At 74.0% G+C, this 20,234-nt stretch carries 14 protein-coding genes; 12 read left to right on the top strand and 2 right to left on the bottom strand.

The annotated features are described in order from the left end of the window. Positions 1 to 49 precede the first annotated feature (49 nt). The gene (locus FHU30_RS04670) at positions 50 to 2,203 is read right to left on the bottom strand and encodes a SpoIIE family protein phosphatase (protein ID WP_253871996.1); all 2,154 of its coding nucleotides are present in this window, start codon (positions 2,201 to 2,203) and stop codon (positions 50 to 52) included. A gap of 501 nt (positions 2,204 to 2,704) precedes the next feature. Between FHU30_RS04670 and FHU30_RS04665 the strand changes: the two genes are divergently transcribed. Beyond that, complete coding sequence (locus tag FHU30_RS04665; RefSeq protein ID WP_253871994.1) at positions 2,705 to 4,405, top strand: serine/threonine-protein kinase; 1,701 nt, start codon at positions 2,705 to 2,707, stop codon at positions 4,403 to 4,405. Here FHU30_RS04665 and FHU30_RS04660 read toward each other — a convergent pair. Beyond that, positions 4,398 to 4,976 (bottom strand): HhH-GPD-type base excision DNA repair protein, encoded by a 579-nt coding sequence (locus tag FHU30_RS04660; RefSeq protein WP_253871992.1) that lies wholly within the window; start codon positions 4,974 to 4,976, stop codon positions 4,398 to 4,400. The genes FHU30_RS04665 and FHU30_RS04660 overlap by 8 nt on opposite strands. A gap of 132 nt (positions 4,977 to 5,108) precedes the next feature. Between FHU30_RS04660 and FHU30_RS04655 the strand changes: the two genes are divergently transcribed. The 11 genes from FHU30_RS04655 (at position 5,109) to FHU30_RS04605 (ending at position 20,234) form a co-directional block, all read left to right on the top strand. Next, positions 5,109 to 5,798, top strand: coding sequence for a molybdopterin-dependent oxidoreductase (locus tag FHU30_RS04655; protein ID WP_253871990.1), 690 nt, complete (start codon positions 5,109 to 5,111; stop codon positions 5,796 to 5,798). Beyond that, positions 5,785 to 6,435, top strand: coding sequence for a cytochrome b/b6 domain-containing protein (locus FHU30_RS04650; protein ID WP_301322736.1), 651 nt, complete (start codon positions 5,785 to 5,787; stop codon positions 6,433 to 6,435). The genes FHU30_RS04655 and FHU30_RS04650 overlap by 14 nt, the downstream gene beginning before the upstream one ends. An 871-nt stretch (positions 6,436 to 7,306) precedes the next feature. Next, entirely contained in the window at positions 7,307 to 7,555 is a 249-nt protein-coding gene (locus tag FHU30_RS04645; protein WP_253871986.1) for a hypothetical protein, read from the top strand. A gap of 1,318 nt (positions 7,556 to 8,873) precedes the next feature. Then, positions 8,874 to 10,496: a hypothetical protein gene (locus FHU30_RS04640; protein ID WP_443612884.1), complete on the top strand. Its 1,623-nt coding sequence runs from the start codon at positions 8,874 to 8,876 to the stop codon at positions 10,494 to 10,496. A 167-nt stretch (positions 10,497 to 10,663) separates the two neighbouring features. Then, the gene (locus FHU30_RS04635; RefSeq protein ID WP_253871984.1) at positions 10,664 to 13,522 is read left to right on the top strand and encodes a TY-Chap domain-containing protein; all 2,859 of its coding nucleotides are present in this window, start codon (positions 10,664 to 10,666) and stop codon (positions 13,520 to 13,522) included. Between the two features lie 81 nt (positions 13,523 to 13,603). Next, complete coding sequence (locus tag FHU30_RS04630) at positions 13,604 to 16,687, top strand: TY-Chap domain-containing protein (protein ID WP_253871982.1); 3,084 nt, start codon at positions 13,604 to 13,606, stop codon at positions 16,685 to 16,687. Continuing rightward, positions 16,684 to 17,052 (top strand): UCP033725 family protein, encoded by a 369-nt coding sequence (locus tag FHU30_RS04625; RefSeq protein ID WP_253871980.1) that lies wholly within the window; start codon positions 16,684 to 16,686, stop codon positions 17,050 to 17,052. Before FHU30_RS04630 ends, FHU30_RS04625 begins: the two co-directional genes overlap by 4 nt. A gap of 71 nt (positions 17,053 to 17,123) precedes the next feature. Further along, a complete protein-coding gene (locus FHU30_RS04620; RefSeq protein WP_253871978.1) occupies positions 17,124 to 17,951 on the top strand; it encodes a putative hydro-lyase in 828 nt (275 codons plus the stop codon). 17 nt (positions 17,952 to 17,968) lie between these two features. Beyond that, positions 17,969 to 18,721: a LamB/YcsF family protein gene (locus FHU30_RS04615; RefSeq protein WP_253871975.1), complete on the top strand. Its 753-nt coding sequence runs from the start codon at positions 17,969 to 17,971 to the stop codon at positions 18,719 to 18,721. Next, on the top strand, positions 18,718 to 19,392 hold the full coding sequence (gene pxpB / locus FHU30_RS04610; RefSeq protein WP_253871973.1) for a 5-oxoprolinase subunit PxpB: 675 nt from the start codon (positions 18,718 to 18,720) through the stop codon (positions 19,390 to 19,392). Before FHU30_RS04615 ends, pxpB begins: the two co-directional genes overlap by 4 nt. Next, entirely contained in the window at positions 19,389 to 20,234 is an 846-nt protein-coding gene (locus tag FHU30_RS04605) for a 5-oxoprolinase subunit C family protein (RefSeq protein ID WP_253871971.1), read from the top strand. Before pxpB ends, FHU30_RS04605 begins: the two co-directional genes overlap by 4 nt.

Genomic DNA, 20,234 nt, shown 5'->3' with positions numbered 1-20,234 from the left:
CGTACTACGCCGTCTTCTCGCCGCCTTCGGCGGAACTTCTACGCGGGCGTCACGGGGACTTCGGCGGGACATGCAGGGCAAGTACGGTCACATCGTCCACCTGCTCGTACCCGGCAAGCATCCGATCGACCAGGAAGTCGACGAGTCTCTCGGGGTCTCCTACCACTTGAGGTGGGGCGTCCGTCGCTACAGCGGCCAGTTCCTCCAGCCCGGCGTCCACCCCACGCCTACGGTTCTCCACAAGTCCATCGGAATAGAAGACCACAGTGTTGCCGGTTTCGATGGAAAAACTTGTCTGCTGGCGCTGCGAGGGCCAGCCGAGCGGGGTGCCGGGCTCGCGGGTGGAGACCCGGGCGGGCGCGTCCGGGGAGATCAGGAGGGGCGGCGGGTGGCCGGCGTTGCTGAAGGCGCCGCGTCCGGTCTCGGGGTCGATGACCGCGTAGGCGACGGTGGTGAACTGCTCCTCGTCCTCGGTGGCGGAGAACAACCGGTCCAGACCGGACAGGACCGCGGCCGGGCGGGGGTCGTTCAGGGCGAGGGCGCGCAGCGCGTTGCGGACGCGGCCCATCCCGGCGGCGGCGCGGACGCCCTTGCCCATGACGTCCCCGACGGCGACGGCGAGCCGGTCGTCCGGCAGCCGGAACACGTCGTACCAGTCGCCGCCGACCTGGACGTGCCGGGTGGCGGGGTTGTACCGGGCGGCCAGGACCATGCCCGGCAGCTGCGGCAGGTCGCTCGGCAGCAGGCTGAGCTGGAGCTCCTCGGCGGTCTTGTGCTCGCGCTCGAACAGCAGCGCCCGCTCGACGGCCAGGGCGCACTGCCCGGCGAGCGCCTCCAGGAAGACCTTCTCCTCCTCGGTGATCTCGCGGGGGCGCTTGAAGGAGAACCGCAGCGCGCCGATCGGGGCGCCCGCCGCGAGCAGCGGCAGGCCGACCCAGGCGCGCTCCTCGGCGTGCTGGGTGAACAGCTCCGCCTCGTCCCGGCCGAGCTGGAGGCGCAGGTCGTCGGGGCTCTGGGCGAGGAACGGGCGGCCCTCGCGGACGGCGATCGACATGACCGTCTGGTCGCTGACCCGGATGTCGTCGCGGGCGGGGCGGGCCTGGTCGGGCGCGGGGTCGCCGCCGGGCGGGGCGGGGGTGACGATCGACAGCCGCAGCTTGTCGTCGTCGAGCAGCGCGACGGCGGAGTAGTCGGCGCCGATCGCGGACCGGCCGACCTCGGTGATCACCTGGACGACCTGCGCGACGGTGAGCGCCTCGGCGAGCATCGAGGTGGCCTGCTGGAGCCGCGCGGTGCGCAGCGCCGCCGCCGAGAGCTGCTCGGTGAGGCGGCCGCGCATCTCCTCGGCCTCCTTCTGGCCGGTGACGTCGGTGTTCGCGCCGACCCACTCGATCACCCGGTCGCCCTGCCAGATCGGGACGGCGCGGACGTCGAAGTGGCGGTAGGCGCCGCTGCGGGTGCGGATCCGGTAGCCGGTCTCGAAGACGCGGTCGCCGGCGACGGCCTCGCGCCAGATGCCCTCGATGCGGGCGCGGTCCTCGGGGTGGACGACGGCGAGCCAGCCGCCGCCGGCGTAGTCGTCGGGGGTCTGGCCGGTGATCTCGCGCCATTCGGGCGCGTCGTCGATGGCGGCGCCGTCGGCTGCGGCGACCCACACGACCTGGGAGCTGGCCTCGACGAGGGAGCGGTAGCGCTGCTCCTTGCGGCGGATGACCTCCTCGGCGCGGCGGCGCTCGGTGACGTCCAGGGCGGTGAGGACGACGCCGACGGGCTTGTCGTCCCAGCCGGCCTGCTTGGGCGGGCGGGTCTTGTCCCGGCCCTTGTCCTTGCCTTCGGGCTGGGCGGCTCCGGCCCGGGCGGGGATCCAGGAGCAGGACAGGATGCGCCCGCCGACGGCGATCTCGGCGTCGGTGATGGGCCGGTCGTCGGCGAGGACGGCTTCGAGCGCGGCGGCGAAGGCGAGGGCGGTCTCGTCCGCGAGGACCTCGCCGGGGTGGCGGCCGGTGAGGTCGGCGGCGGACACCCCGAGCATGGCGGCGAGCGCGTCGTTGGCGCGGCGGCACCGCAGCCCCGTGTCGAAGAGCGCGATCCCCGCCGGGGCCTCCTTCAGCAGCGTGGCGTAGAGGGCGGCGTCGGACGCATCCATGGGCTGACCCTTCAGCCGGGAGAGCCGGGGACGCGGAACGGACGTCTCGGTGCTCACTGGCAACACCTCCGCCCCAGGGGGTCCCGTACCGCGCGGCAAGTTCTCATCACTATGTGTGAATGGGAGCAGGCTAACGCTCCCGCCTCCATCACAACACCCGTCGAAGTCAGGTTCTCATCATCTCGACGCGTGGCCCCCGACGGAAGCCCTGTCGCCGATCCGCCTGCGGCAGATACGGCGCACGGCACGCGATTCGGACGGTGTTTCACGCGCGCACGAGGACGCCCGCCGGAACGGTGTCCTTCCGGACGGCGAGTGGACGATGCTACGCCGGATCGGGCGTCGGGCGCCGCACGGACGCGCCGCCCGGCACGCTCTCCCCTCTTTCCGGACACACCGAAACAACGCTGACCAGCTGCCCTATCCAGAAGCAAAAAGAAGGCAAAGCCACTTGGGAGTTCCGGGGCCCCGAACGGACAACCCGTCACGTGTCCCTCGGCAGGTCCATAAATCACCGCATCGCCCCGGGGGCCGGGCGAATCTGCCTAGCATCGGCGCGTGACGGCGGCGAGCGGCGCGGCGCGCAGCGGAGACCTTGTCGGCGGGCGCTACCGGCTCGCCGAACTCGTCGGGCAGGGCGGCATGGGCGCCGTCTGGCGCGCCCGCGACGAGACCCTGCACCGCGACGTGGCCCTGAAGCTCATCCCCGCCCTCCCCTCGCCCACCCCGACCGAACGCGCGGCGGACACGGCTAGCGAGCGGCTCGCGCACCGGGCGAACGAGCGCGGACGGGCGGGCGAGCGCGAGCAGGCGGCTACCGGGGCGGGCGAGCGTGAGCGGCTGGCGGACGCGCGCGAGGGGGTTGCTCGGCGGACGGTGCGGGAGGCACGCGCGGCGGCGCAGCTCGACCATCGCGGCATCGTCACCGTGTACAACGTCCTGTTGGACGGAGGGATCCCGGTCATCGTCATGGAGCTGCTGCGCGGCCGTTCGCTCGCGCAGGAGATCCTGGCCGCCGGCCGGTTGCCGGTGAGGCGGGTCGCCGAGATCGGGCTCGCGCTGGCGGAGGCCCTCAGCGCCGCGCATGCCGCCGGGGTCGTCCATAGGGATCTGAAGCCGAGCAACGTGCAGCTCACAGGCGAGCGTGTCGTCGTGACCGACTTCGGCCTTTCGGTGCTGCTCGACGCGCCGTCCCAGACGAACGCCGGTTTCGGCACGCCGCAGTACATGGCTCTCGAGCAGGCGTCGCCCGGAGGGACGGTCGGACCGCCTGCGGACGTCTGGGGCCTGGGCGCGACCTTGTATACGGCGGTGGAGGGCCATCCGCCTTACCAGGGGACGAGTTCTGTGCAGGTCGTTGGGGCGCTGCTGTCGGGGCCGCCTCCTGCGCCCGCGCATGCGGGAGCGCTCGCTCCTCTGCTGGCGTCGCTGATGCGGCGTGATCCGGCGGCGCGTCCTACTGCTGCTGAGGCCGCTGACGCTCTGAGGCGGTTTCTCGCGTCCCCGGACCGTCCGCTGGACGCGCCCGCGCACGATCCGACGCAGAGCCGTCCCGAGGCGCCCCTAACGCCTTTGCCCGGCCATGAGACTCGGCGCTTTCCGGTGAGGCCAATCGCGGTCGCCGCGGGTGTGGTCGCGCTTCTGGTCACTGCCGGGGTCCTGGCTTGGACTTTCAGCGGGAACGCGGGTCACGGGCCTGATCCCGGCTCGCATCCACCTACAGGTGCCGTTTCGCGCCCGTCCTCAAGTGCCGGGACGTCCCCTCCGGTGCGTCCACCGGCTTTCGGGCCTGCGGGACGGCAGAGCGGGCCGCAGGTCGTCCCGGCCGGGTACCGGCTGTTCCGGGACGACAAGCTGGGGTTCTCGGCGGCGATCCCCACCGGATGGGTCGCGCCCTGGGCGGGCCAGGAGAAGGAACGGCAGTTCCAGGACTCCGGCGGCCGCAACATCTTCGTGAGGGCCGCGTCCGGCGATCCCCTGGCGAACGCCACGGGCGAGCGCGACGGCATCCAGCGGGACACCGTCACCTACACCGGGTTCCGGCCGCTCCGCCTCCAGAGCATCGACTACGCGGACGCGGCGGCGGAGCTGGAGTACACCATCACCATCAGGCGCGGCGGCGGCGAGTACCACGCGAGCATCCGCTGGTTCAGCATCGGCGGGCGCGGCTTCTATGCCGACATGTCCGCGCGCTCGGACGACTTCGAGCGCGCCAAGGCGGACTTCGTCGTCTTCCTGCGGACGTTCCGGGCTATTTAGCCTTGCCGGCCTTGGCGGCGGCCTTCATCTCCTGCTTGAAGGAGCGGACCTTTCCCAGGGACTCCTCGTCCACGATGTCGGCGACGGAGCGGAAGGAGCCCTCGTCGCCGTAGGAGCCGGCCGCCTCGCGCCAGCCCTCCGGACGGACGTCCAGCCGCTTGCCGAGCAGCGCGACGAAGATCTTCGCCTTCTGCTCGCCGTAGCCGGGCAGGCCGGAGACGCGCTTGTAGAGCTCCTTGCCGGACGTGACGCCCTTCCAGAGGTTCGCGGCGTCGCCGTCGTAGTCGTCCACGATCGCGCGGGCGAGGGTCTGCACGCGCGCGGCCATCGACTTGGGGTAGCGGTGCAGCGCGGGCTTGCGGCTGAAGATCTCGATCAGCGCGTCCGGGTCGTAGGCCGCCAGCTCCTCCGGCTCCGGGTCGTGGCCGAGGCGCGCGGCCAGCTCGGCGGGGGCGGCGAAGGCGCGTTCGAGCGGGACCTGCTGGTCCAGCAGCATCGCGGTCAGCAGGGCGAACGGGTCCCGGTTGAGCAGGTCGTTCGCGCCGTCCTCGATCGGGAGCGTGATCGGCATGTCGTTCCTCCAGGCGGCGGTGCGCGGGCCGGTGCGTCCCGGCGGCGGTGGGTGCGGGGCAATTCTTGCGGAAGTCTTACGGCGGGACGCGCATCGTGGCGGGGGCGGCGAGGCGGTGGTCGAATGGGAGGCGTGGACGAGGAGCGCGGCGCACCGGTCGGGCGCCGGATCGTGCTGGGGATGCTGGGCCTCGGCGCGGCCGGGGTCGCCGTCGGCGCGTCCCTGCAACGCGAGGTGACGCGGGCGTTCTCGCCGGTGAGCGGCATCGGGGACGTGCTTCCCGCGGTGGGCGGGTTCCGCTTCTACTCGGTGGTGGGCACCGTCCATACGCCGCGTGATCTGAAGGTGCGGGTGGACGGTCTGGTCGCTCGTCCGCGCGCGTACTCACTGGCGGAACTGGCCCGGTTGCCGCAGACGAAGGTCCAGCGCGACTTCCAGTGCGTCACGGGTTGGCGCGTGCCGCACGTGGAGTGGACGGGCGTCGCGCTACCAGACCTCCTGGACGCGGCGGGTGTCTCGCCTCGTGCGCGCGCGGTCCGGTTCCACTCGTTCGACGGCGTGTACACCGAGTCGCTGACGCTGGAGCAGGCGCGCCGCCGGGACGTCCTGGTCGCGACCGCGATGGAGGGCAAACCGGTCAGCCACGATCACGGCGGCCCGGTGCGGCTGTTCGTCGCGCCGATGTACGGCTACAAGTCCCTCAAGTGGCTGGGCCGCATCGAGGTGACCGAAACCGTCCACCCGGGCTACTGGGAGGACCGCGGCTACGACGTGGACGCCTGGGTCGGCCACTCGAACGGACGCGACGATGCCCCCACCTGACAGACGAGCCGTACTCCTCCGCTTCACTCTGGCGGAGCGGTGGGTGCACCACGCGACGGCGCTGCTGATGCTGGCCTGCCTGATCACGGCGACGATGCTGTACATCCCGGCGTTCGCGACGATGGTCGGGCACCGCGAGATCATCAAGCCCGTCCATATCTACTGCGGGCTGCTGCTGCCGGTGCCGACTCTTTTGGGGCTGGCGTCGCGCGCGTTCCGCCGCGACCTCGGCGCGCTCAACCGCTTCAGCGCGCAGGACGGCCACTGGCTCCGCAGCGGGCAGCGCCGCGCCGTCGTGGACGGTCGCGGCGTCATCCCGGTCGGGAAGTTCAACGCCGGCCAGAAGCTGAACGCCGCGTTCACGGCCGGGGCCGCCCTGGTCATGCTCGGCACGGGCGCGATGCTGACCTGGCCCGACCCGTGGCCCGACCGCTGGCGCACCGGCGCGACCTTCGTCCACGACTGGCTCTTCCTGGTGATCGCGGTCGTCACCGTCGGACACCTCTGGGAGGCCCTCCGCGACCCCGGCGCCCTACGCGGCATGGCCACCGGCCACGTAACCCGCCCCTGGGCAACCCGCCACCACCCCACCTGGACCGACACCCAACCACCCCCGCCCCCATCCGATCCCCCATAACCCCAACAAGCCCGAACCCCCCGTCGAAGCACGCGGGCAGGGCAGCCGCCGCGCAGGTGGGGGTCGCCGCGCGGGTGGGGACGCCGCGTGTCCCCGCGACACCCCCGGACAGCACCGACCGCCCCAAGCGCGGATGAAGTAGCCAACGCAGGCGCGCACACCAAGTCCGGCACGAGCACAGACACGGGCGGCACGCCGACGCGGACACGGGCAGCACGTCCGAGCGCGCGGGTGGGGCGACTGCCGCGCCAGCGGGCACGACGCGAGCCGCCGCGACGCCCCTGACAGCGTCGGCCCACGCTGTCGCCGGTGGGTGGCCGAGGCGGGCGCGCACGGCACGTCCGGCACGAGCACGCACTGCACGTCCGGCACGAGCGCACAGTGCACGCCCGGCACGGGAGGCGGGCACGGCGGCACATCCAAGCGGGCGCGTGGGGCGCAAAGCCGCCGACATCGCCAGCGGACGCGGGTGGAGTGGCGGAGGCGGGCGCGCACGGCACGTCCGACACGTGCGCACTTCACTCTCAACACGGGGCACGCGCAGTGCCCCGGCACGGACATGGGCAGCACGTCCCAGCGGGCGGGTGGGCGTCGGGCGGATGGGGGGCGATGCGCATCCGCTGCGAGGCCCTTGGCGTCGTCGGCCGGGGCGGGCGCGGGTGGGGTGGGGGCGGTTGGTGAGGGGTGGGGTGACCGCGCGATCGGCGGCCGGGAATCGGGACGGCCGGAAGTCTTGACACTCGGCGCGAACGCGCTGAAATGAGACATCGAGGCGGGGTCGCGGCGGCCTGCCGGGCGGTGTGCGGCCCGGCCGCGCCTCCCCCGGCGGTTCACCCCCGTCCGCCGGGCACCTCGGGCGCGGAGGCGTGCGATGCCTGCACTTGCCGATCACCGGAGCGAGACCCGCGACCTGCTCACGCGGCGGCTCAGCACCGAGTTCGTGATCTTCTCCGCGGAGGACGTGGCGCGGTGCGTCGCCGACGTCCAGGCGCGCATGACCCATCTCGGCCTCTCCCCCACCCTCGACCTGGTCGAACGGATGGCCCGCGAGCAGCTCACCTCGCGCGTCAAGTCCGACCCGCCATCCGGCAGCGTCACCCCCTGGGCCCGCGGCGGCTGACCCCCACCCGCCCGCCACGCCCCCAGAGCCCAGGCACCGGGCCGCGCGTCGGCCGACCAACGTCCGCCCAGCGGTTGCTCACTGGACGCCAGGGTGGCACCCTCGCCGCCGCCGACGGGCGCCCCGTCCGCGAACCTCCCATGGCTCGTGCGCGCCCTCTGCCATGGGTCCCCGCGCCCTTCTGTTGTTCTGCGCGGGTCTTGCGGCGGCCGACCCGCGTGCGCCGATGGTCACTTGCATCCTTCCGGCGGCCATCCTGCGCCCTCCCCCGCCCGGCGGCCCACGACCTGCCGCGCCGCCCGGCGCCTGACCTACGTCCGTCCAGCGGTCGCTCACGCCCTTCCGGCGGCCGCCCTGCCGCCGGCGCCCGGCGGCAGGGCAACGTCCGCGTGGCGGCCAGCCCACGGCCTGCCGTGTTCGCTCGGCGGCCGGCCCGCGCCCGTTCGGCGGTCGCTTGCGCTCTTTCGGCGGCTGGCCTGCGCCTGATCCACGTCCGCCCAGCGGTCGCTCGCGGCCTGGCGACGACCGTCCTGCGTCCGCCCGGCGACCTTCCGCGGCCTCCCGCGTCTGGCCGAGCATCTCTCGCGGGCGCTTGCGCGGGCCTCGCCGGGGGTAGCCCGCGTCCGTCCGGCAGCGGACGTCCGGACTTTGCGGCGGCTGGCGTCCCGCCCGGCGGCGGGTGTGCGGGCCTGTCGCGGCGGTCGGTACTGGGGCCCCAATTTCGTCGCACTCTCCCGTGGCGCCAACCGCCACCCCATCCGGGCCGACAGGACCGACCGCTGGCTCTGCTGGCTCCCCGCCAGCCGCGTCCGGCAGGCGAGGTGGCGCGTGGGACTTGTGGCGGGCAAACCGCGTCCCCCGGCAGTGGGCGTACGGGCCTTGTGGTGGCTGGCTGCAGCGCTCGGCGGCTGGTGTGCGGGCCTCGGGGGCGGTCGGGCCACGTCCGCCCAGCGAGTTGCACGTGGGCCTGCGGCTGGCGAGCCGCGTCCGCCCGGGACCGGAGTGCGGTGCTTGCGGCGGACGAACCGGGGCCGCCCAGCAGCGGGCGTGCGGGCTTTGCGGCGGCTTGCCTGTGCGGGGCTTGCTGCGGTACCGGTCTACGTCCGGGCGGCGGGTGGCGCGGGGGGCTTGTGGTGGGGGAAGCGGCTCCGCCCGGTGGGTGGTGTGTGGGGCTTGCGGGGGCTGGGCTGCGTCCGGTCGGCGGTGTGGGGGCGGGGTTTGCGCTCGGTGGCGTGCGGTGGGTCGGTGGGGGGGGTGTTCGGGGGCGCGGGGTGGGAAGTGCTGCGTTCTGGGGGGTGGGATCTGAGAAGGTAGGGGGGTGAGTCCCCGTAGCAGCCGTCCGTCCGCCGGGGGGCCCGCACCTGAGCCGCCGGTACCGGGCGACGAAATCGCCGCGATCTTCGATGGGATGCTGCGGCACGCGCGCGAGCTGCTGGCCGTGCGCAGTCCGCTGGACGCCGAGCTGATCGTGAGCGAGATCCTCGGGTCGTGGTGGGGGCGGCGCGCCGCGGACGGCGATGTCGAGGAGGTCGTGGGTGAGGCGCTGGTCGCGCATGCCGGACGCGTCGGAAGCCCGGCCGCGCTGGCGCTGCTGACCGGGATCACCTGCCTCGGGACGCGGGGGCAGGCGGCGCGCGCCGAGCGGGCCGCGCTGGAGCTGATGGACCAGGGCGTCGCGCGGCCGATCTGGGCCGAGCGGGTCGGGATGGTCGAGCCGCGCGAGTGCTACGTGTCCCGCGACGTGTACGGGGACCAGGAGTCGGTGATCTGCGTCTTCGAGTACCCCGGGGGTCCGGGGACGGCGGCGGAGCGGCACGCGATGGTGGTGCTCGTGGACCGGACGAAGCCGGGGGTCGTCGGGCCGCGGCTGCCCGGGGAGCGGCCGCCCGCGTGCGGGACGGTCCGGGACGCGTGGGTGTCGTCCCGGGTGGAGCGGCTGCTCGACCACTGCCGGCGGGAGGCGGCGGCGAACCCGCTGACGCGGTTCGCGGAGGTCGAGCCGCGGGACGCGCGGGCGCTGCTGCAGCGCTGCCTCGACCAGGCGAACGAGGAGCCGGACGCGCCGGTCGACGAGAGCTTCGGTTCCTACCACGCGTTCGTCCGGCACCGGGTGCGGGCGCTGCCGACCGGCGGGCGGGCGCCGCAGCCCGCGGTGCACGGCGCGGACCAGCGGGCCACGCTCGCGACGAGGTTCCTGGCGTCGAAGGAGGCGGCGGACCTGTCCGACACGGCCGCCGCGATCCGCTGCGTGGACCGGATCATCGACTACGGCTGCGCGCACGACTTCGGGCGCCCGCTGCGGGTGAGCCCGGTCAAGTGCGAGATGTTCCTGCTGGACTGGCTGCCGCGCAAGGTGCTGCTGTCGCAGGCCGAGCAGGACGCCGTCCCGCACGTCCTGGCCGCGTGGGTGCGCTGGGCGGGGCGCCGGACCGGGCTGCCGGACGAGGCGGTCCGTGCGACGCTGGACGCGGTGTGGGACGCGACGGCCAAGTTCGCCGACGCCTACCGCGACCCGTCCGCCTTCGGCCTCGACCGCGAGCTGGTGGACCGGCTGCTTCCGGACGGTGATCTGGAGGCGCTGCCGCGGCGCGCGTTCGCGCTGCCGTTTCTGTCAGGACGGCACAGAGTGTCGGGGCGGCACGGCACCATCGACCTGGCGGAGCTCGACCCGTCCGATCCGGCGGACCGGCGCGTCCTGCTGGAGCTGGAGCATCCGGGCGCGCCGGAGGAGCATCTGGAGGCGCACGAGCGGCTCGCGGACCGGCTCTGGCGCGGCGACCCGGCGCAGCTGTGGGAGACCGCGCAGGCGCTGCTGGACGTGGGGTTCGAGCGGCACGAGGTGCTGCACCGGCTGATCGCGGTGCTGGACCGCAGCGGGCACGACCCGCGCGCGCTGCGGGCCGCGCTGCGGGTGCTGCGGCACGAGCCGCCGCCGGGCTGAGCACGGGCCTCCGCCGCGCCGGGCGCGGCGGCGGAGGAGGGCCGGGCGCCGCGCGGCGGCGGGGCTGAGCGCCCGGTTTGCCAGAAAGCGTCCCGGCCGACAATCATCGAACCGGGCAGTGATCGACGGGGGGAACCGGGGGGCGCCCCCGGCCGTAGGGAGTGATCTTGTTGGAGTGGTCCGAGTTCGCTCGGCGCCTGGGACGCGAGCTGGCGACCCTGGAACGGGACACGATCCTGATCGTCCGGGAACGTGAGGAGAGCCGCCACTACGTCCAGGCCATGCGGGAACCGGACCGGCTCTATGCCGAGGCGGTGAGCAACAACTTCCTCGACGGACCGCTACTTCTCACCCTCGCGGACGAAGAGGTGATGAGCGAGGCCGACTGGCGTCCGCCCGCGGACCCCGGCGCGGCCGGCCCGCGCAACTGGTGGACCGAGCTGCCCGCCTACGCGACCCCGGCCGACCACGGCCGGCTCGCCGACGTCATGGTCACCGCGCTGCGCGACGTCCAGGCCGTCCGGCGGCCGTCCGACCTGGTCTACGAGTCGTTCCACCGGCACGGCACCGGCCTGGTCGAGCTGCCCGACCTCGGCCTCGACTGCGCCGACCCGTCCCGGATCACGCGCACCCGGCGGTCGGACCCGCTGTCCGGTTCCGGCCAGGACTCCTTCCAGGACCTTCCGCCCGCGGACGTCCTGGCGTCCGAGCCCGTCCCGCCGCCGGCGCCTCCGCCGCCACCGCCGCCTGCATTGCCGGACGCGAAGAACCTGACCGGGCCGGCGTTGAACGGCTTCCCTGGGCTGCCCGAATCCGTGCCGTCCATCCAGGACGCTCTGTCCGGCAGCGGCGCACCTCATGACGCTTTGTCCGGCGGCGGCGCGCCCTCGCCCGGGCCCGCTCTGTCTCCGGCGGACGAGATCGAGCCGCGGCTCGCGCAGGCGAAGGAGCGCGGAGACCACACGACGTACTTCGACCTGCTGCCCACCGCCGACCTGGTCTTCCCGGAGGCGCCCGGGGAGAGCACCCCGCCGACCATCAACATCGGCACCGGCACGTACCTCACGGTGTTCACCTCCCCCGGCGCGCTCGCCCGCGTCTCGGCCCAGGGCACGCCCTACCGCCGGACGTCCTTCGCGGACCTCGCCTCGAACTGGCCCGACCCGTCCTGGCAGCTCGCGATCAACCCGGGTCTCGCCAGCGAGGTCCTGCTGGACCTGTCGGCCGTCACCCGCCTGAGCGCCGCCCAAGCCCAGCGGACACCCGCGCCGGAGACCCCGGCCAGTCCGGAGCCCCCGGCCGCGCCGGAGGCCCCGGCCGCTCCGTATGACCAGTTCGCGGAGCAGAGCGTCCCGCTGCCGCCCGGCGTCCCCGGCTCGCAGAACTCCTTCGCAGCCTCGACCAACGCGCACGAGCCGTCCGGCGCACCGGGCTTCCCGGGCCGACCCGCAGACCCGTCCGTTCCGTCCGCAGGCCAGGACCCGTCCGCTCTGTCTGCGGGTCCGGGCCCGTCCGCCCTGTCCGCGGGCCAGGACCCGTCCGCGACGCCGCAGATGCCAGGAACGCCCGTCCAGCCCGCGCAGGACTTCGCCGGGCCCGGCCCGTCCGACGCGCACCGGATCACACCTCCGCCCGCGCCCCCTTCCGTCCCAGCTCCGCGCGAAGAACTCCCCGCGCACAACCCGTCCGCTGCCGCCTGGCCCACGCCCGCACACCCGCAGAGCTCAGCCGACGCCTTCCCCGGCCCTGGCTCGGACGCCGCTCGCGAAGGCTTCCCCAGCGTGGACGCCCCGCCCGGCGGCCGTCTGACACCAAGCCCGAACGAGTTCCCCGCCCAGCCCTCAGACGGCCCGCGCGCCGGATTCCCCGGAGCGAACGCGAACGGGCACGGGCACGGCGAGCCGGTCACGGACCTCCCAGGCGCCGGGTTCCCGGGCCTGCCCGCAGACGCACCACGCGACGAACAACGGGCGACCGGCGCAGACAACCCGCACGCCGGCTTCCCGAACGCGAACGGGCATGGCGAGCCGGTCACGGACGTCCCGCGCGCCGGGTTTCCGGGCCTCCCTGCAGACGCACCACGCGGCGTACAACGGGCGACAGACGCAGAGAACCCGCAGGCCGGGTTCCCTGGAGCGAACGGGCTCGGCGGGCCTGGCATTGACGCCGGATTCCCCGGTCGGCCTGTAGAAGCGCCGCGTGACGAGCACCTGGCGACGGGTTCAGATAGCCCGAACCCCGATTTCAGTGGAGCGAACGCGAACGGGCTCGGCGGGCCTGGCGCGGACGCCGGTTTCGCCGGTCGGACGCCAGAAGGGCCGCGCGACGGACGGTCGGCGACCGGCGCAGACGTCCCGCAGGCTGGGTTCCCTGGCGCGAACGCGAACGGGGTTGGCGATGGCTTCCCTGCGGCGGGTGCGGATTTCGCGGGGGCCGGATTTGCCGGAACGGACGGTCCGGTTCCGCCGGACGCGCGGCCCGAGGTCCACGCGACGCCTGCGCAGTTCGAAGAGTTCGCGGCTTATGGGCCGCCCAGCGCCCGTGTCGCCGCTCGTCCGGAAAGCGAGCTTGGTGCGGGGCCGCGCGACGAAGCGGCCTTGCCGAGGGGCGAGGTGTCCGGGGCCGGCGCGCCGGCCGGCGGGATGGCGCAGGCCGAGCGGGACGGGTTCGCGCCGGTCGGTTCCAACGGCGCGGGGCAGGCGGCGTTCGCCGGCGCCGTGCCGTTCGTGGGCCGGCGGGACGCGGCGCAGGGGTTCCGGGAGTTCGACACGTCCGGGATGCCGGTTCTGCCGGGCCTGGCGGAGCATGGGACGGCCGCCATGCCGGCGGCCGCTCCGGTGCCGGACTCCGCATACGGTGAATCCGCGCCGAGCGGTGCGGCGGCCGTGCTGCGGGTTCCGCACGGGACGCCGCTCTGGGAGGCGGACGGCGACGGGGACGGCGCTCCGGTCGCGGTCTACGACGCCATCGGGGGCGCGTGGGCGCCGGTGCGGGCGGACGCGCTGCCCGCGCAGCGCGGCGAATAGGTACTGGTGGGGACGGGGACCGCGACACTCCGCTACGGTCGTTCTCCCCGACCCGACCCGCGGATGTGAAGGCTGGACCGAGTGGACTGGAGCGACTTCGCCGACCGGCTCGGCGCCGAGCTGCTGCGGCTGCCGGACCGCGCGTACCTCATCGTGCAGGGCCCGACCGGGCTGCCCTACACGCAGGCGCTGCGCGTAGGCCGCGCACTGCACGCCGAGGCGGTCGGCAACGAGTTCCTGCCGGAGCCGCTGTCGGCGCGGCAGGAGCGCAAGCTGTCCGGACTCGGCTGGAACGAGCCGGACGAGCACGACCGGCTGAACTGGTGGATCCGCCTGGAGGCCCCGGACTCGACGCGTCCGCGGCCCTGCGGCGATCTCGCCAAGCGGATGACGAACGCGCTGCGGGAGGCGTACGGCGTCCGGTCACCGCGCGAGCTGGTGTACCAGGCCGGGACGACCGGCCCGGACGGCGGCACTCCCCTAGCGCTGCCCGCGCTCGGCATCGCGTCCGCCCTGCCGGACGTCGAGGACGCGGCGACCCCGACCGCGATCACCGGCGAGGGCGACACCGAGCACGCCCTGACTGTCGCCCGCGAACGCGGTGACCAGGAGGGATACCTCGACCTCCTCGCCCGCGCCACGCTGTACCTGCCCGCCCCCGGCACGGACGCCGAGGGCGGACGGCACTTCGCGACGGCCCAGTTCGGCGGCGGGACGTTCGTCCTGGCCTTCACGTCCCCCGAGGCGATGGACCGGTCGCTGCGCGGTCAGGCCGTCCACCACCAGACCTCGACGGTCGCCGACCTCGTCCGGGACTGGCCGCACCCGGACTGGAAGCTCGCCGTCAATCCCGGGCTGCCCAGCGCGTCCTACCTGGACACACGCATGCTCCCGACCATCACCCCTCCCCCGCCCGCACCCCCTGCCGCCCCGTCCGGACCCGCCCAACCGGGCAGCCTGGCGCAGCCTGGGCCCCTGGCTCAGCCTGCCAGTCCAGGGCACCCCGGCTTCCCGGCGCAGCCCGGCGGTCCACTGCACCCCGGGGAGCCAGCCCAGCCCGGCAGCCCGGCGCAGCCCGGTGGTCCGGCGCAGGCCGGCGGTCCAGCGCGGTTCGGGGAACCGACCCAGCCTGGCAGCCCGACACAGCCCGGCGGCCCTGCGCAGGGCGGCGGTCCGGCGCAAGGCGGAGGCCCGAGGCAGTTCGGGGAGTCGGCGCAGCCCGGGGACCTGGCGCAGGCCGGTGGTCCAGCGCAGTTCGGGGAGTCGGCGCAGCCCGGGGACCTGGCGCAGGCCGGTGGTCCAGCGCAGTTCGGGGAGCCGACCCAGCCTGGCAGCCCGGCGCAGGGCGCGGGCACAGCGCAAAGCAGCGGTGCGGGGCAGTTCGGGTCGTCGGGTCGCTCTGGCGTGGCGGCGCAGCCTGGCTTTGCGGGTGGGCCTGCGGCTTCAGGGCAGCCCGGAGCGCCGGCCGGGCCTGGTGCGCTAGGGACGGGTTCGCCAGTGCCGCCCGATCCGTCCGATCGGCATGTGGCGGGACTGAGTCGTGCGGCCGTGCCGATCCCGCAGGTCACGCGGCCCGAGCCTGTCCGTCCGCCGGAACCGGATCAGCAGCCGACGCCGGAGCCCGCTGCCGCTCCGCCCAAGGTCTTCCTGATGCAGAAGGTGCTGCGGCCCGAGCATGTCGTCCACTACCTGGACGGCGGTTACGACCTGATCGCCGGATACGTCCACAAGCTGAAGGACGTCGCGGAGCTGACCCGTCCGGAGCAGCTCGTCCGCGCGCTGGGCCTGCACCATCCCGGCTCGCCGTTCGACCCGGGGATGGACGCGGTGCACGTGATCCGCTGGCCCGCGACGAAGCCGCCGCTGTTCCGGCGTCCGCTGGGCGCCGAGACCGAGGCCGAGCTGGCGCTGATCCCCGGCGGCTGGGTCGTGGAGCACCCGCCGTTCACAGGCAGCGGGTACGCGGCGGGCGAGGGGCCGCCGATCGTCGAGTACAAGATCGACAGTCAGCGGCTGCCGCACGGCGCGGAGATGTACCGGCTGGCCCGCGAGGGGCGGACGACGCTCGTCGCTGTCTACGACGCCGACCTGCGCCGGTGGCGGATCCGCCTGGCGACCGCGCGCGGCGTGGACAAGCCTCGCACCCCGCGCACCGCCCGCCGCTCCACCCGAGCACAGTCCTCGGCGTCCGCCGGACGGACGACACCGGGCACCCCAAGACCCGGCGGCGCGACGCCCGGCACAAGCGACCTCGCACGCCAGAACCCGAACGTCCCCGGAACCCCGGGTCAAGGCGGCCTCGGCACGTCAAGCTCAGGTGGCCTCGGGACGTCCAGCCCGGGTAGCCCCGGAACGCCGGGCCAAGCTGGCCGCCCCGCAACGCCGGGCGGCCCAGGCGGCCTCGGGATGTCAGGTCCCGGTGGCACCGGCGCGCCTGGCCCGGGACGTCCCGACACGCCGGGCGCAGGCGGCCTCGGGCCGTCCGCTCCAGGCCGTCCCGGCACGCCGAGTCCAGGTGGCCTCGGCACGTCAGCCCGGGGCGGTCTCGGGACGTCAGGAGCAGGCGATTTCGGGGCATCCGGCCCAGGCGGCCCTGAAGCGCCGGGCCGAGGTGGGCCCGCGACGCCGAGCCCGGGCAGCCTCGGGACACCCGGACAAGGTGGCCCTGGCACGCCCGGCCATGGCGGCCTCGGGACGCCCGGTCCAGGTGGCCTCGGGACGACAGGCCGAGGTGGGCCCGCGACGCCGGGCCGGGGCAGCCTCGGGGCACCCGGACAAGGTGGCCCTGGCACGCCGGGCCAAGGCGGTCTCGGGACGCCAGGCTCAGGTGGCCCTGGCACGCCGGGCCCAGATGGCCACGCGACGCCTGGCCCAGGCAGCCTCGGGACGACAGGTCAGGGGCGCCCTGGAGCGTCGGGTCAAGGTGGCTTCGGGGCGGCGGGCTCAGGTGGCTTCGGGGCGTCTGGGGCTGGTGGGGTCGGGGCCTCGGGGGCAGGGGGGCGCGAAGGCTCGGATCCTGGTGGGTTTTGGGCTTCGGGGTCGGTCGAGGGACCGGGGAGGCATGCGGATTCCGGGTGGCGGGATGACGCGTTCGGTCAGGACGAGCCCGCGGATGGGGTGGACGAGGGGCCGCGGGGGCGGCATGCGCGAGGGGGATGGGAATGAGCATCCGGCAGGGGTACGTCGCGGACTGGCGCGGCGAGGAGTACGAGGCGAGTCCGGACGGGGACGAGGTGCGGCTGTATCGGGCGCGTCCGGCGGAGGGGTTCCAGGAGGTCACGTCGGACCGGTATGTCCGGGTCGTGCCGTTCGGGGAGGTGACCCGGCTGGCGTATGTGAGCACGCACTGCACGTGGCGGGGCGAGCCGTTCCTGGTGCTGGGCGAGCATGACGGCTGGTTGCGGGTGGAGTACACGGGCGGGCGGGCGCCGGTCGCGGAGCGGCTCGGGCTGGAGCTGTTCGACCGGGGTGTGTACCAGGCGTGGGCGCCGCGGGAAGAGGTCACGGGGATGGCGGAGAAGGCGGTCTGAAACCGCTCGCGGCGGGGCATAACCGGCAGATCTGCGATACGTAGCCGGCAGGTCTGCCGAAAGGGGTGGCCATGTCGCCACCAGATCAGCCGAAACCGGGTCAGCCGGTGCCGGACCGGCCGTCCATCCTGACCCCGGCGCAGGCCAGGGCGCTGTTCAGGGCGGGCGCCCAGCCGGGCACGACGGCGGGATGGTGCGAGGGGTACGCGCAGGCGAACCTGCTGGCCGTCCCGCGGGACATCGCGTTCGACGCGATGCTGTTCTGCCGCCGCAACCCCGGGCCGTGCCCGTTGCTGGAGGTCACCGATCCGGGCGACGCGTGCCCGCACGAGACCGCGCCCGGCGCGGACCTGCGGCGCGACCTGCCGTCCTACCGGATCTTCCAATACGGACGTCCGGTGGCCGAGGTTCCGGACGCGACGCCGTACTGGCGGGACGACCTGGTCGCGTTCCTCATCGGGTGCAGTTTCAGCTTCGAGACGGCGCTCGCGGCGGCCGGGGTGCCGGTGCGGCATGTCGAGCAGGGACGGAACGTCCCGATGTTCGTGACCGACCGGCCGTGCGTCCGTGCGGGACGGCTCGCGGGGCCGCTGGTGGTGTCGATGCGTCCGATACCGGGCGGTCTGGTGGACGAGGCGGTCGCGGTGAGCGCGAGGTTCCCGGCCATGCACGGGCCGCCGGTGCACGCGGGCGACCCGGCCGAGCTCGGGATCGTCGACCTGACGAAGCCGGACTTCGGCGATCCGGTGGAGTTCGCGCCGGGCGACGTGCCGGTGTTCTGGGCGTGCGGGGTGACGCCGCAGGCGGTGCTGATGGCCGCGCGGCCGGAGTTCGCCATCACGCACTCACCTGGGAGGATGTTCGTGACCGACCGGCCGGACGGCTTCACGCCCGGCTGAGATGGTACACCTTCTGCATGCCGGTGATGGACATCAACGCCGACCTCGGCGAGGGGTTCGGCGTCTGGGAGCTCGGCGACGACCTCGCCCTGCTGGACGTGATCACGAGCGCGAACGTGGCGTGCGGCTTCCACGCGGGCGATCCGCTGATCATGCGGCGGGTGTGCGCGGCGGCGGTGGCGCGGGGCGTGGCGATCGGCGCGCAGGTGTCCTACCGCGATCTCGCGGGTTTCGGACGGCGCGAAATGGACGTCGCGGCCGAGGAGCTGACCGCCGAGATCCTCTACCAGCTCGCCGCGCTGGACGGCATCGCGCGGGCCGAGGGCGGACGCGTCGCGTACGTGAAGCCGCACGGCGCGCTCTACAACCGCCTCGCCCGCGATCCCGTGCAGGCGCGCGCGGTCGCCGACGCCGTGCGCGCGTTCGACACGACGCTGCCGATGCTCACGCTGCCGGGCTCGGCGCTGTACGAGGTCGCGGACGGCCTGACGGTCATCGACGAGTGCTTCGCCGACCGCGCGTACACGCCCGAGGGCAAGCTCGTGTCGCGGCGCGTGCCGGGCGCGGTCGTGCACGATCCGGAGCAGGTCGTGAAACGGGCCGTCCGGATGGCGACCGAGGGCCGCGTCACCACCGTGGACGGCTCGGACGTCGCGCTCTCGGCGCGCTCGATGTGCGTCCACGGCGACACGCCCGGCGCGGTGCAGTTGGCCCGCGCCGTCCGGGACGCGTTGCATGCCGCGGGCGTGAGGCTGGGCGCGTTCACATGACGCCGAGGACGATCCGGCGGGCCGGGGACGGCGGGTTGCTCATCGAGACCGCGAGCCTGGACGAAGCGCACCGCCTACACCGCGCCCTCCGCGACGCCGCATCCGCTGGCGCGCGGGAGGGTGCGTTCTCGGGCGCGCGGGATGCAGCGTTCGGCGGAGTTTCTGACATCGTGCCGGGTGAGCGGACTGTGCTGCTGGTCGCTGATCCGGACGTCTGCGACCTCGATCAGCTGGCCAAGCGCGTCGCGACGCTCGAACTCGGCGCTTCCGAGGCCGAGGACGCGGCGCCCGTCGAGATCCCCGTCCACTATGACGGTGCGGATCTGGACGAGGTCGCCGAGCTGAGCGGGCTGACCGTCCGGGAGGTGGTCGAGCGGCACGCGTCGGCCGAGTACTCGGTCGCCTACCTGGGTTTCTCCCCCGGTTTCGGCTACCTCACCGGCCTGGACGAGGCGCTGCACGTGTCCCGGCGCGCGACGCCGCGGACGTCCGTCCCAGCGGGATCGGTGGCGATCGCCGGTCCCTACACGGCCGTGTACCCGTCGCCGTCTCCTGGCGGGTGGCGCTTGCTGGGACATGCGGATCTCACGATGTGGGACGTCCACAAGGATCCGCCTGCGTTGCTGCGTCCGGGGCTGCGCGTCCGGTTCGTCCCGGAGGCGACGCGGTGATCGAGATCGTGCGGCCGGGTGCGCTCGCCACCGTCCAGGATCTCGGCCGTCCCGGATTCGCGCATCTCGGCGTCCCGCGTTCGGGCGCCGCCGACGCCGCGTCGCTGCGCCTCGCGAACCGCCTTGTCGGCAACCCCGAGGGCGCGGCGTGCATCGAGTTCACCTTGGGCAACGCCGCAGTGAGGTTCGACGCCCCGGCCTGGATCGCCGTCACCGGCGCTCCGCTGGACCTCCGTCTGGACGACCGTCGCCACGGCATGAACGCGCCCATCCAGATCAATGGCGGCGCCACGCTCAACCTCGGCATCCCGGCTTCCGGGCTGCGCAGCTACCTGGCCGTCCGAGGCGGCCTGACCTGCGACGAGACCTTAGGCAGCCGCTCCACGGACCTGCTCTCCGGCCTGGGTCCGAAGCCGCTGGCGCAAGGCGACCGCATTCCGACGGGCGCAACCGACACGCCGATCTGCGTGGACCAGGCTCCCGTCCCGTCCATCCCGGACGTCCCGATCCTGCACATCGTCCCCGGCCCTCGGGACGACTGGTTCGACGATGACGCCCTGACCGTCCTCACCTCGGAGCCGTACACGGTCTCGCAGGACAGCAACCGCGTCGGCGTGCGGCTCGACGGGCCGAGCCTCGTACGCGCACGCGAAGGCGAACTGTCCAGCGAAGGCATGGTGACAGGTGCCGTCCAGGTCCCGCCGGACGGCAAACCGATCGTTTTCCTCACCGACCATCCGACGACGGGCGGCTACCCGGTCATCGCGGTCGTCCGGAACCGGGATCTGCCTCTGACTGCCCAGCTCCGTCCGGGCGGCACGGTCCGCTTCCGTCAAACATAA

The organism is Actinomadura rupiterrae, from assembly GCF_024172125.1.
GTDB classification, from domain to species: domain Bacteria; phylum Actinomycetota; class Actinomycetes; order Streptosporangiales; family Streptosporangiaceae; genus Spirillospora; species Spirillospora rupiterrae.
This window is presented reverse-complemented; position numbering and strand designations above follow the sequence as displayed.